Genomic DNA, 13362 nt, shown 5'->3' on the forward strand with positions numbered 1-13362 from the left:
TGTTCCCCTAAAAAATTCGTGAATCTAGTTTCGCACTGAGCCGCGCAGCGAGTTCAGCCAGCCAAAGGTCCGGCGCACGGCCAACACCAGCAGTGCCAGGCAGCAATACAGGCCCAGCAGCGGATCAACCAGGTAATCCCAATAATTGTGCGAGGGCTTGATGCCGGCGATGAACGCCAGGGTCGCGCCGGCCAGCATCACGACGGCCAGATAGCTGCGCAGGTAAAACAGGGCCATCGTCAGCACGGCGACGAACACCAGCATCGGGCGCGGGCTGAAGCCGAGCCGATACGGGTCCAGGTCACTCAAGCCCAGGGTGGCCGGGTACAGCGCCAGGGCCATCACGGCAAAGAGGACCAATACGCTGGTTTGACCGTGCTGCGCGGGCGGCAGGAAGTCCATTCGACGCAAGCAACCCCAGGCCATGAACACCAGGGTCGTGACCGCAAGGTCATCGATGTGGCTGCGCAAGTACGCGGCCAGGGTCAAGCCGTCCAGCGGGATGAAGCTGGCGGCCAGCAAAGCGAGCAATAGCGCGACGCGCCAGGCCTTGCTCAAGCCAAAAGACGGCAGCAGCAGGAAGAGGATCATTGCGAAGCTGATATGGGCTTGCCAGAGGTTGATCAAGGGGCGCGCTCCGACAGCCAGGCATCGTTGAAAGTCACGTGTTTGATGAAGGTGTTGTTCCAGGAATACACCAGGTGATACAGACCGTCGGGACTGCGGATGAAGTAGGGGTACTCATATTCGAATTCGCAGCCCTGGCTTTTGCAGACACGGGTGTCGAGGTTGCTCAGGAACTGGGCTTCGAGCGGTTGGCGGAGCGCGCCACTGGAACCGCGAAACTCCTGGCCGATGATTTCCTTGTAGGCCTCGGGTGAAAACGGCGCACCCAAGGGGTCAGGCGATTTGTCCAGGTCCCGAAGCGAGCGCCAATCGTCCATCTCCGCGTCGGTACCGTACAGGCTCAGCTTGAAGCGCCCCTCCTGCAGGTCATTGAGCGCTACCAGCAACCCGCGTTCGGGGGTCGCGACCGCCGCCAACGAGGAGTTCGGATTCGATGGATCGAGCGGGTAGGGTTCGCTCCAGGTTTGCCCGGCATCTTCAGTGCGGGTCGCCAGCACCCGGTGGTGGACGTTGCCGGCGTAGCGCAGCAAGGCCACACCGCGCTGCCCATCCAGTGGAACCACCGCGGGTTGCAGGGAGTTATTACCGTGGCTGATGCGGTATTTATCGATCACATCGCCGTCTGCACTCAAATACAGGTACTCGGCAAACTTGCCGAGAAACTCGTGATAGACCGGCAGGCCGATCGAGCCGTCGGCATGAAACACCGGTGCCGAGCGGACCAGGGTGCTGATATTCAGGAAGGGTGAAGTGATCAATTGGCGCGGTTCGGACCACTGCCGACCAAAGTCGTCCGAGACCATCACGTTGACCGCACTGCCGGCCCAGCCGCCCATGGACACAGACACGTAGAACAGCCAGAGGCGATTGTCCGGCGCGAGTGCGACCACCGGGTTACCCAGCTTGCGAATGTATTTGCGGGTGCCCTGCTGGGTCGAGTCACGCGTCGCCAGGACCTGTTCCGCACCCCATTCACCGGAGTTGGCGTCGAAGCGGGCGGAGCGCACCTGCACGTCGGAGGCGCCTTCGCGACTGCCGGCGAACCAGACCGCCATCAGGCTGCCGTCAGGCAAGGCGGTGACCGCCGAGGAATGCACGAAGTCCACCAGCCCGGACGAGGCGAACCGGCTGGTATAGATGGGCTTGGCCACTTTATCGGCCGCCGCCATGACCGGTTTCATCAGGGCAAAGGAAGAGTGAACGGGGGCCGGATGGGTGAACCATGCGCCCGCAAACAGGCAGGCAAGGGCAAGGTAGGCACCGAAGGCGGGAAGACTGGGAAGTTTGATGCGCATAATAAAGGCAGAAGAGCATCTCGTGGCCCGGGCAAGCGCCGTAACCTATCACTAGTAGTCGACATCCCGTTGTTTAACGAGCCGTTGAATTGTAAGCAAATATTTGTAGGGTTTTTCCCGGCCGAAACCGGTACGTGCGGCACCTTCTAGGACCAGTGTTTGCGGCGTTTAACCGATGTTTGACCGTCAGTCTGAAACACCGTTTGCGCAGACTAAACATCGCTGGGTTTCGTCCATTTCTTGCTGTTGCTGCACCTTTTGGCCGTTCCCGGATCTCGTTCATTGATCTTCGCCAGCGCCTGGGGGTTTTTCCGGTTGCGCAACAGGCTCAACAGCACCGAGGCCAGGATGATGCCGGCGACCAGCCCCAGCGACCATTGGATCGGCACATGAAACCACGGCATGAGCAACATCTTGCCGCCAATGAATACCAGGACGATCGCCAGCCCGTATTTGAGCAGATGGAAGCGCTCCGCCATATCGGCGAGCAGGAAGTACAGGGCGCGCAAGCCCATGATCGCAAAGATGTTGGAGGTGAACACGATGAAGGGATCGGTGGTGATGGCGAGGATCGCCGGGATGCTGTCGACCGCGAATATCAGGTCGCTGGCCTCGATCAGGACCATCACCAGAAACATCGGCGTCGCCCAGCGCACGCCGTCCAGCCGCACGAAGAACCGCTCGCCGTGAAAGCCATCGGTCACGCGCAAATGACGTCGCAGCCAGCGCAGTAACGGGTTCCTGGCCAGGTCGGGCTGCTGGTTGGCGAAGATCAGCATCTTGACCCCGGTGATCATCAGGAACGCGCCGAAGACATACAGCAGCCAGGCGAATTGCGACACCAGCCAGACCCCGGCGAAAATCATCAGGGTGCGCATCACGATGGCGCCCAGCACGCCATACAGCAGGACTCGGCGCTGTAACTCCGGCGGCACGGCGAAGTAGCCGAAGATCATGACGAAGACGAACATGTTGTCGATCGACAGCGATTGCTCGATCAGGTAGCCCGTGAGGAATTCAAGGGTCTTGCGCTGGGCGACCTGCGCGCCAAAAGTGTCGTTCAGGTACCACCAGAGCAGGGCGGCGAAAGCCAGCGCCAGGCCGCTCCAGGCGATGACCCAGGCCAACGCCTCGCGGACGGACACGCGATGCGCCTTGCGTCCGCCGAACACGAAAAGGTCCAGCGCCAGCATGCAGACGATGAAGGCGATGAAGCTGGCCCACATCCAGGGTTCGCCGATGTTCATGGGGGACATGCGATTATTCCCGACTGATCGAGGCAGGTGCAGCTCATGCTATCGATCAGGTTGCATCAGGAAAAATCGTTTATTTTTTGCTGACCCTTCGTTTTTTTCGAAGTGTTGTTGGCCTCGGCGACTGGCCCGTCATGGCACGCCATGCCTCCTGCATGGCGTCTATTCCCATCCCGGGTTCATGGTCATGGACAAACAGACAGTCGTACTCAAATCCGCGCCAGCGCCTGGGCCAGGTCCGCCCGCAGGTCTTCGACATCCTCGACCCCCACCGACAAACGCACCAGCGCATCGCCGATGCCCAGCTGCGCACGGGTCTCGGCAGGAATGGTCGCGTGGGTCATGATCGCCGGGTGTTCGATCAGGCTTTCCACGCCACCCAGGCTTTCGGCCAGGGCAAAGATCTGCACACTTTCGAGGAAGCGCCGGGCACCGGCCAGGTCGCTGTTCAGGTCGAGGGAAATCATCCCACCAAAACCGCGCATCTGCTGCCGCGCCAGTTCGTGCTGCGGGTGCGATGGCAGGCCCGGATAATAGACCCGCGCCACCTGGGGCTGCCGCTCCAGCCATTGCGCCAGTTCCAGTGCGTTGCTGCAGTGACGCTCCATGCGCAGTGCCAGGGTTTTCACCCCGCGCAGGGTCAGAAAGGCATCGAACGGCCCGGCGATAGCCCCCACCGCGTTCTGCAGGAAACCCAGGCGCTCGGCCAGTTCGGCGTTCTGACCGACCACGGCGATGCCGCCGATCACGTCGGAGTGGCCGTTCAGGTACTTGGTGGTCGAGTGCAGCACGATGTCGAAGCCCAGTTCCAGCGGGCGCTGGATCCACGGGCTGGCGAAAGTGTTGTCGGCCACGCAGATGATGTCGCGGTCGCGGCAGATGCGCGCGATGGCCGCCAGGTCAGTGAGGCTCAGCAGGGGATTGCTCGGGGTCTCGACCATGACCATGCGCGTGTCGTCCTGCAGCGCCGCTTCGAAGGCCGCCAGGTCCGAGAGGTCGACGAAGCTGAAACGATGCCCGGCACTGCGCCGGCGCACCTTGTCGAACAGGCGGAAGGTACCGCCGTACAGGTCGTTGCCGGAGACGATGTGCGCGCCGGTGTCGAGCAATTCGAGCACCGTGGAAATCGTCGCCAGCCCGGAGGCGAAGGCGAAGGCCTGGGTACCGCCTTCAAGGTTCGCGACGCAGCGCTCCAGGGCAAAGCGCGTCGGGTTGTGCGAGCGCCCGTAGTCGAAGCCCTTGTGCACGCCGGGGCTTTGTTGCAAGTAGGTGGAGTTGGCGTAGATCGGCGGCATCAGCGCCCCGGTGGTTGGGTCCGGCACCTGCCCGGCGTGGATCACGCGGGTAGCGAAGGCGCGGGTTGCAGCGTGTTCATCGTGTTGACTCATGTCAGGGCTCTCCGTAAGTGATTGAGCAGGTCGACCCGGGTAATCAGGCCGTGGAAGCCCGACGCGTCGGCGATGATCGCCACCAGCCCGCGGTCAAGCTCGGCTTGCAGCTGGGCCAGACTGGCGCCGGGCGGCAGGGTTTGCACCTTGTCCGTCATCGCGCTGGCCACGCTCATGCGAAAGTGCGAGGGATCTTCCTGCATGCCGAACAGGATGTCGGACTCGTCGATCACGCCGACCAGCCGTTGGCCGTTCACCAGCACCGGCAGTTGCGACACATCCGCCAGGCGCATGCGCTGGAAAGCGGTGAGCAGGGTGTCGTCCGGGCCGACGCTGATCACCCGGCCATCTTCGAAGCGCCGCGCGATCAGGTCGCGCAGATCGTCATAGTGCTTGTACTGCAGCAGGCCCTGATCGTTCATCCACTGGTCGTTGTAGACCTTCGACAGGTAGCGGGTGCCGGTGTCGCAGACGAAGCTCACCACCCGTTTCGGCTCGGTTTGCTCGCGGCAGTAACGCAGCGCCGCGGCCAGCAGGGTGCCGGTCGAAGAGCCGCCGAGAATGCCTTCGGCGCGCAGCAACTGGCGGGCGTGATCGAAGCTTTCTTCGTCGCTGATCGAATAGGCCTTGCGCACACTGGACAGGTCGGCAATCGAGGGAATGAAGTCTTCACCGATGCCTTCCACCGCCCATGAGCCGGGCGTGCCAAGGGTGCCGCTGCGGCTGTACTCGGCCATGACCGAGCCGACCGGGTCGGCCAGTACCATCTCCAGGTCCGGCTGCACGCGGCTGAAGAATCGGGTCAATCCGGTCAGTGTGCCGGCGGAGCCGACGCCGACGACGATGGCATCCACATCATGTTGGGTCTGCGCCCAGATCTCCGGCGCGGTGCTGCACTCGTGGGCCAGCGGGTTGGCCGGGTTGTTGAACTGATCGGCGAAGAAGGCATCGGGGATGTCCTGCGCCAGCCGCGCGGCAACGTCCTGGTAGTACTCGGGATGGCCCTTGCCGACGTCGGACCGGGTGATGTGCACTTCGGCCCCCATGGCCTTGAGGTGCAGGACCTTCTCGGTGGACATCTTGTCCGGCACCACCAGCACCACCCGGTAGCCCTTGGCGCGGCCGACCAGAGCCAGGCCCAGGCCGGTGTTGCCGGCGGTGGCTTCGACTATGGTGCCGCCCGGTTGCAGACGGCCATCGCGTTCGGCGGCATCGATCATCGCCAGCCCGATGCGATCCTTGATCGAACCGCCGGGGTTTTGTGATTCAAGCTTGAGAAACAGGGTGCACGGGCCGGTATCGAAGCGGCTGATACGCACCAACGGCGTATTGCCAATCAGTTCGAGCACGGCGGGGCGGGAGTCGTTCGGCATGTTGTCACCTCGCTGCAAAAATCTGCACTGGATGGGACAGCAACCCGCGGCGAGTTCTCGCGCGCCGGTCGCAAGCAAATGCGTCGTTTGGAACATAGGCCGGGATTGCCCCACTCGCAACCGCGCACGGCCAATTGGTCACCTCTTCGCTGAAATCACGGAGCTTGCCGTTAGTCACCTGTAGGAGCCGGCTTGCTGGCGAAGGCGGCCGTGAGTACGCCTTCGCCAGCAAGCCGGCTCCTACAGAAAAGCGGTTTTCGGGGTTAGAACGTGGGGGTGTATTTCACGCTGAACATGACATTGCGCGGATCACCAAAGTTGTTGTTGCCATTGAGCTGGTCGTACCCCGCGGTGTAATAGCGCTTGTCGAACAGGTTGTTGGCGTTCAATGCCAGGCCGATCTCCGGGGTCAGTTGATAGCCGAGGCGGGCGTTCCATACGGTGTAGCCCGGCACCTCATACGTGCGTTCGTAACCCAGGGTGTGGCTTTGGGTGGTGAAACCCAGCCCGGTGCTGGCCCGGCTCCAGTCGCCGCTGAACTGATAGTCGCTCCAGACCCGCAGCATGTGTTTCGGCGTCCACTGGCTGAAGACCCGGCCTTCGTCGACCGGGTCTTCGAGGTATTTGGTGGTGTTGTAGGTGTAGCCGGCGAACAGTTGCAGGCCGCCGAGTACTTCGCCGCTGATTTCGGCCTCGATGCCCTGGCTGCGAACCTTGCCGGAGGCCGTCGAGCAGTACCAGCCGTCGCAGGCGAAACCCGAGGCGACGTCGTTGACCGCTCGATTCTCCTGGTCGTAACGGAACACCGCCAGGGACGTATTGACCCGGCCATCCAGCAGCTCGCCCTTGAGACCGATTTCGTAGTTGCTGCCGATCACCGGCTTGAGCACCGAGCCGCTCGTGGTGCGTGCAGTCTGGGGTTCGAACACGTCGGTGTAGCTGGCATAGACCGCCCATTCGCGGTTCAGGTCGTAGACGATGCCGGCGTAGGGCGTGACTTCCCCGGTTTCGTTGGTGGTGCTTGGCAAGTCGTCGATAGCGACGTCGCTGAACGCGACCTGGGTCGCCGATTTGTAACTGTAGTCGTACCAGCTGACCCGGGCGCCGAGCACCAGGGTCAGCGGCTCGATCGGCTTGACTCGCCAGCTGCCGTACAGGCCTTTTTGCCGGATGTCGTATTTGCTCGGGGTCGCACGGCCACCGGGGGTATTGAGCAAGCCGTCGTAGCTGATTTCAGGCCGGTCATGATCGATGCCGAAGATCGTGTCGCTGCTGTTGTTGAAGGTCCGCGCAAAACGGTCGTCCGAGGTGTACTTGGAGTAGTTGCCGCCCAGCATGATCTCCTGCTCCATCGACAAGGCTTCGAAGCGTCCGACGAGGTTCATGTCCAGACCGATCTTGGTGGCGTCGAAGTCCGAGACGAAGTCGGCGTATTGCACGCCGCTGCCATCGGCATTGAGGCCGTCGCCGGAGGTTTGCAGCCGTTGGTTTTTCGCCTGGTTGTCTTCCGTCATGCGCACCGCGCCGACCTTGAAGGCCCAGTCGTCGTTGAAACGGTGTTCCAGATCGGTGTAGACCGTGGTGACATCAATCTGCGAATGGTTCCAGCGCGCACCGGTGTAGGTCGAACGCGGCACGTCGAGCGGGCTGCCGTCAGCGTAGCGGGGCAGCCCGCGGATCATCGGTCGCGACTCGCCGTCGGAGCGGCTGACGGCCACGCCCAGGGTGGTGTCTTCGCGCAGATCGAAGTCCAGCGCGCCGTACAACGAGTGGGTCTTGCTCCATTCGTAGTCGATGAAGGATTGGCTCTGGTCTTCGTCGGCGACGAAGCGGCCACGCACGGTGCCGGTCTGGTTCAGCGGTCCGCCGGCGTCCAGTTGCAGGCCATAATGGTCCCAGGAGCCGGCCTTGCCGGTGAGCGTCACGGTGGGTGCGTTCTGGCCGCGCTTGCGCACCAGGTTGATCGCACCGCCGGGGCTGCCGGTGCCCTGGAGCAAGCCGGACGCACCGCGCAGCACTTCCATGCGATCAAAGAAGATCAAGTCCTGGGTGGCCCAGTTGCCCAGCGCGTAGGTGTTGCGCGGGATCGGCACGCCGTCGTACTGCCAGTCATCGATCTGGAAGCTACGCGAGGTCAGGATCATGCCTTTGCCCACACCCTGGACGCCGACCAGTCCGGTGGTCTGGTTGGCGGCGTCCTTGAGGTCGGTCAGGCCCTGGTCGTCCATCTGCTTGCGGGTCATCACGGTGACCGACTGCGCAATTTCCTTGAGCGTGTGGGTGCCCTTGCCGATGGTCACCGCCCGTGCGGCGTAGGAGCCAGAGCCTTCGGTGGTGGCATCGACACTGCGTTCGACGATGTTGGTGGCACCCAGTTGCAGCGCGGCGTTGCTGTCCGTGGCCGGTTCGACGCTGAAGTTGCCTTGCTCGGTGACGCGCAACTGCAGGCCGCTGCCCGACAGTGCCCTTTGCATCGCCTCGGCGGCGGGCATCTGGCCGATCACTGCCGGCGCCTGTTTCCCCTGAACCAGCAAAGGCTCCAGTGAAACGATATGCCCGCTTTGGCTGGCGATCGCATTCAGCGTGCTGGCGAGGGGGCCGGCCGGCAGGTTGAAGGACAGGTCCTGGGCCAGGGCAGGGCTTGCCAGGGTTGCCAGGGCAACGGCGATGCAAAGGGGGTGGGGCCACGGGTTGAACACAGCATTCTCCTGATGGTGTGGAAGTGTCAGGAGATAGGTGGGACGAGAAATGAAAACCGGACACGAATGAGAGTGATTTTCAAAAGAAATTTTTCTGCACGACTATTTCGCCCGAATCAGCGTCAACCAGGGGCTGTAACGATCGACCCGTATCGGCAGGGTTTCAGCCAGCACATTCAGCCGTCCGCTGAGCCAATCGGCGCGATGGCGCTGGTCGCCGACAACGGGGGTAATGTGGCGGGCGTTCATCAGGGCAGACTGATCTTCTTGCAGGTCCAGCGTCGTGCCGTCGATCAACCGGGCCTGGACTGAATGCTGCAGCACGACCACACGACTGGCGTCCTGCTCCTGAGACACCAGGAAACGCGTGCCCAGTGCGCGTATTTCACCCTGGGCGGTGCGCACCCGCAGTGGGCGCCGGGGATCGGCCGCCACCTGAATCATCAGTTCGCCGTGACGCAGAATCACCAGCCGTTGCTGCTCGTCGAATTGCAAGTCCACCGCGCTGTCGGCATTCAGGCTCAGGCGGCTGCCGTCGGCCAGCGTGAAATCCTGACGCTGGCCGCGCCCGGTGTGCAGGTCCGCCAGCAGCGAGTCACCCAGCGGGCTGCGCGCGCCCAGCCACAAACCGCCGCCGAGCAGGCCCAGGCCGGCGATCACACGCAACGCATCACGTCGCGAACCGTGGGGCTGCAACAGCAGTTGGCGCGCTTCGCCGGCCTGCCCGGGCACGCGTCGATCCAGGGCGCGCACCGTGTTGAAGGACCCACCGAGTCGCTCCTGCAATTTTGCCCAGGCCTGGGCATGCCAACTCCAGCTTGCGCCGCCGATGCCGATCGAAGATCAACCGGCGGGCGATGGTCGACAGGTAGGCGCGAGGTTGTTCGATGCTGTCGGGGTCGACGCGGGCTGTCAGCATCTGGCAAAACGTATCGGCGGCAGTGTCCTCGGCGTCCGCGTGGTTGCGCAGGCGACGCTGGATATGCTGCAGCAGCCAGCGATGATGGTCGCTGAAAAAGAAGCCCAGCTTGCTGGTCGGAGGAGATTGCACCGGTGGCTTTCCAGATGCGAGTGTAAATCGTTCTCAATCTTACCTGTGAGAGGATCATCACTGTAATCGCCGGGTTTGCCAACGCCCCGGCGGGTGGTTCGTCTGAAAAGCACAAAAAGCCGCGGCCGCGATCATGGCGCATGCGACATCTACGAATATTGAGCTAATGTCTAGTTGTTCCCCTCGCCAGTCGCGGCCCAATCAGCTCGTCCCTGACGTCGCTGGCGAGGTGGACGCCTACTGAATACTCCGCTAGTTACCATCCGCCACCTTGCGTTCTATCTCGGCAATTTTTTTCCTGAGCTCCTCGGCGTCCTGCTCCTTGGTTCGAGTGGAAGAGGGCGTAATGCTTTCATCCACCCCTTTGGTGTCGCTGTCCCTGTCCTCAATATCTCGTTCCACCACATTGACCGGCTTGCCGGATGCATCAGTGGGCGGGGCGTTCGACGTGGCTGGGGATTGGATGTCGTTGTCGCGGTCATCGTTGTTCATCGCGCTTACCTCGGTTGGCCTACACATTGGATGCAGCACCCGGGGCCGAGTTCGAGAATTTTTGCTGCCGCCTTTACACCTCTTGTCGGCCTTCATGAACCTATGTCGCAGGCGATAGCTCCATTCCCAAAATAACCTCACAAAATCACTCTGGAAGTCCACGGCCATGAACTCATTCAGAAACCTGCTGACGCAGGCCGAGGAGCGGCGACTTTGTGCATTGGATGGCTGGCACCGGGCGCTGGAAAACATCGCGCTGCGCATGGAATCGCCCGATGCCTACCATGAAGAGCTGTTACGACAGTCGGACGAGATGGATCGTCAGGGCATGGTCAGTTGGGAAGAGTGGCGCGACCTGCGAATCGAGGCGGATCAGGCGTATCTGCGCGCGGTCGCGGGCGAGGACTATCACTGAGGGGCGCAGGGATGAACCGACACCTGAAGTTTGGCATCGAAGAGGAATACTTCATCACCGACCTGGATTCCCGGTGCATGTCCGGCAAGCCCCCCGGCGCGGCGATCGACGCGTGCAAGGCGGTGCTGGGCGAGTGTTTTGCCCTTGAGATGTTCCAGGGGCAGATCGAAGTCGCTTCCCCGATCTTCACCAGCCTGGCGCAAGCCACACAGTACCTGGGTACTGCTCGCCAAGAGTTGCGGCTCGCACTTGCGTCCTATGGTCTGGGATTGCTCACGGCCGGCAGTCACCCTTTGGCGGACTGGCGTACGCAACAGGCCACGGAGCAGATGCACTTTCTCAAACTGTTCGAAGACTACCAGCACGTCGCCTGGCGTAGCCTGCTATCCGGTCTGCATGTGCATGTTGAGGTGCCGGGCCATCTGGATCGCATTTGCGTGATGAACGAGGTCTTGCCGTGGATGCCGTTGTTGCTGGCGCTGAGCAGCTCCTCGCCCTTTTGGAACGGTGCCGACAGCGGCTTCATGAGCTATCGCCAGACGGCCTGTGATGAGTGGCCGAGGATGGGCGTTCCCGAGTACTTCGAAGATCAAGGTGCCTATGACGCCTACGTCGCCTTGCTGATCCGCACCGGCGCCATCCGCCAGGCCAGCGAATGCTGGTGGGGGGTACGACCGGCTACCCGGTTTCCGACCCTGGAGCTGCGGATGACGGATGCGTGCCCGCGCCTGGAGGATGCCCTGTGCATCGCCTCTCTGTTTCGATTACTGGTCGCCTGGGCCATCGATCAACGCCGCCCCGGATCAACCTGGTCACAGCAATCGCGATGGATCCTCCAGGAAAATCGCTGGCGGGCGAAACGATTTGGCATTCACGCGTCCTTCATCGTCGAGGGTTACGACCGGCCTTTCTCTGCCGAGCAGTGGTTGTTCATGGCCGAGCAGATCTTTGGCGACGCCGCGCAGGCCATGGGTGTGGAGGAGGTGTTTCCCCAGGCGCGCCGGATTCTGCGGGACGGTACCAGTGCCGAGCGACAGCGCAGCCTCTACCGACGAGTCGTGGGGAGCACCGGGGATGTGCAAGCCGCGCTGTCGGCGGTGGTGGATCAGTTGCTGATGGAGACGGAGGAGCAACCCTGCATCAATCGAGCAGTGTGTGAGTCATGAACCGAACTCACCCCTAAACCAGATACCGCCGAAACCATCCCAGCGTCCGGTCCCAGGCCAACCGCGCCGCCGCGTCGTCGTACCGGGGCGTGGAGTCGTTATGGAAACCGTGGTTGGCGCCCGGATAAATGTAGGCTTCGTAGGTCTTGCCCGCGGCTTTCAACGCCTTCTCATAGGCCGGCCAGCCTTCGTTGATCCGGGCATCCAGTTCGCCATAGTGCAGCATCAAGGGCGCCTTGATCCGGGGGACGTCCTTGGCCTCTGCCTGGCGGCCATAAAAGGACACGCCAGCCGCCAGTTCCGGATAGGCCACGGCCGCGGCGTTGACCACGCCACCGCCGTAACAGAACCCGGTGATGCCGACTTTGCCAGTGGTTGCGTCGTGCTTCATCAGCCACTCGATGGCGGCGAAAAAATCGTTCATGAGCTTTTCAGGGTCGACGGTCGCCTGCAGCTCCCGGCCTTTGTCGTCGTTGCCCGGATAGCCGCCGACCGACGTCAGGCCATCGGGGGCGAGGGCGATGAAACCGGCTTTGGCCAGGCGTCGCGCGACATCCTCGATGTACGGGTTGAGCCCGCGGTTTTCATGCACGACCACCACCCCCGGCACCTTGGCGCCGGCCTTCGCCGGACGCACCAGATAACCACGGACCTGCCCGTTGCCCTTGGGCGAGGGGTAGGTGACGTACTCGGCGATGATCTCCGGGTCGGTAAACTCGACCTGCTCGGCGAGCGCATAGTTCGGGCTCAGCGCGGCGAGCAGGGCGCCGGCCGTCAAACCGCCCAGGGTGAACAACGCCGCACGATCGAGAAACTCACGCCGGTTGATCTTGCCGTGGGCGTAGTAGTCGTACAGTTCGAGCAGTTCCGGGGCGAAGTCTTTCGCAGTGAGACGGGTCATCTGTGCGCTTCCTATGGGGCGGGTCGAGTGTCTGGCGGGTCGACGGTGTGAGCGATTGTTATCGAGCGTAGTTGATCAAGAACTAGTGCTGAAGTGGAGATTAGGCAATCGTCGTTATCGAACAACGCTTGTGGTCTGGATTGATTGGTAAAAATACCCGTGAACAATACATGAAGGGGCTTTGTGAACCGTATACGGGTATTTATGTTGCCTGGAGACGTCTTCGCTGTGGCGGTTTTCACAATCCAGCGGTGTGCAGTTGATGGTGTAGGAGCTGGCTTGCCAGCGAAGGCGGCGTCGAGCCTTGCAGCGGCCATGCCGACGCCTTCGCCAGCAAGCCGGCTCCTACACGGGGGTTGGCGTTTTCCACAATTCATCTGTACACCGGTGATCCCTGTAGGAGCTGGCTTGCCAGCGAAGGCGGCCCCAAGCCCTGCAGTGGCCATGAAGACGCCTTCGCCGGCAAGCCGGCTCCTACAGGGTTTGGCGTTTTCCACAATCCAGCGGTGTGCAGTTGATGGTGTAGGAGCTGGCTTGCCAGCGAAGGCGGCCCCAAGCCTTGCAGTGGCCATGCCGATGCCTTCGCCAGCAAGCCGGCTCCTACACGGGGGTTGGCGTTTTTCGCAATTCAGCGGTGCGCAGGTGATCGTGTAGGAGCTGGCTTGCCAGCGAAGGCGGCCCCAAGCCCTGCAGTGGCCATGA

10 protein-coding genes and 2 pseudogenes are annotated in these 13362 nt (G+C 62.3%); 2 read left to right on the forward strand and 10 right to left on the reverse strand.

Features of this window, described 5'->3' with window-relative positions:
* Positions 1-24: 24 nt before the first annotated feature.
* The 9 genes and pseudogenes from ELQ88_RS15195 to ELQ88_RS15235 all read right to left on the reverse strand — a co-directional run bounded on the left by ELQ88_RS15195 (position 25) and on the right by ELQ88_RS15235 (position 10178).
* On the reverse strand, positions 25-627 hold the full coding sequence (locus ELQ88_RS15195; protein ID WP_138966033.1) for a hypothetical protein: 603 nt from the start codon (positions 625-627) through the stop codon (positions 25-27).
* Complete coding sequence (locus ELQ88_RS15200) at positions 624-1922, reverse strand: sialidase family protein (RefSeq protein WP_138966035.1); 1299 nt, start codon at positions 1920-1922, stop codon at positions 624-626. Before ELQ88_RS15200 ends, ELQ88_RS15195 begins: the two co-directional genes overlap by 4 nt.
* A 212-nt stretch (positions 1923-2134) precedes the next feature.
* Complete coding sequence (locus tag ELQ88_RS15205) at positions 2135-3178, reverse strand: TerC family protein (RefSeq protein ID WP_138966037.1); 1044 nt, start codon at positions 3176-3178, stop codon at positions 2135-2137.
* 206 nt (positions 3179-3384) lie between these two features.
* Positions 3385-4563, reverse strand: coding sequence for a cystathionine gamma-synthase (locus ELQ88_RS15210; protein ID WP_138966039.1), 1179 nt, complete (start codon positions 4561-4563; stop codon positions 3385-3387).
* Positions 4560-5936, reverse strand: coding sequence for a cystathionine beta-synthase (locus ELQ88_RS15215; protein WP_128873198.1), 1377 nt, complete (start codon positions 5934-5936; stop codon positions 4560-4562). Before ELQ88_RS15215 ends, ELQ88_RS15210 begins: the two co-directional genes overlap by 4 nt.
* Before the next feature lie 263 nt (positions 5937-6199).
* Positions 6200-8635, reverse strand: a complete 2436-nt coding sequence (locus tag ELQ88_RS15220) for a TonB-dependent siderophore receptor (protein WP_138966040.1) — start codon at positions 8633-8635, stop codon at positions 6200-6202.
* Positions 8636-8737: 102 nt separating this feature from the next.
* A pseudogene (locus ELQ88_RS15225) lies at positions 8738-9442 on the reverse strand (FecR domain-containing protein); the annotation flags it as partial.
* A 4-nt stretch (positions 9443-9446) separates the two neighbouring features.
* Positions 9447-9686 (reverse strand): annotated as a pseudogene (locus ELQ88_RS15230) (sigma factor); the annotation flags it as partial.
* A 252-nt stretch (positions 9687-9938) separates the two neighbouring features.
* Positions 9939-10178 carry a hypothetical protein gene (locus ELQ88_RS15235; RefSeq protein WP_138966044.1) on the reverse strand — a complete coding sequence of 80 codons (240 nt, stop codon included), beginning with the start codon at positions 10176-10178 and terminating at the stop codon, positions 9939-9941.
* Positions 10179-10344: 166 nt separating this feature from the next.
* On the opposite strand from ELQ88_RS15235, the gene ELQ88_RS15240 reads away from it, so the two are divergent.
* Entirely contained in the window at positions 10345-10593 is a 249-nt protein-coding gene (locus ELQ88_RS15240; RefSeq protein ID WP_128869842.1) for a hypothetical protein, read from the forward strand.
* Between the two features lie 11 nt (positions 10594-10604).
* On the forward strand, positions 10605-11759 hold the full coding sequence (locus ELQ88_RS15245; protein ID WP_138966046.1) for a carboxylate-amine ligase: 1155 nt from the start codon (positions 10605-10607) through the stop codon (positions 11757-11759).
* Between the two features lie 13 nt (positions 11760-11772).
* Here the strand turns inward: ELQ88_RS15245 and yghX are convergent, their stop codons facing one another.
* A complete protein-coding gene (gene yghX, locus ELQ88_RS15250; RefSeq protein ID WP_138966048.1) occupies positions 11773-12660 on the reverse strand; it encodes a YghX family hydrolase in 888 nt (295 codons plus the stop codon).
* Between the last annotated feature and the right edge of the window lie 702 nt (positions 12661-13362).

It is taken from the genome of Pseudomonas sp. MPC6, from assembly GCF_006094435.1.
GTDB lineage: Bacteria > Pseudomonadota > Gammaproteobacteria > Pseudomonadales > Pseudomonadaceae > Aquipseudomonas.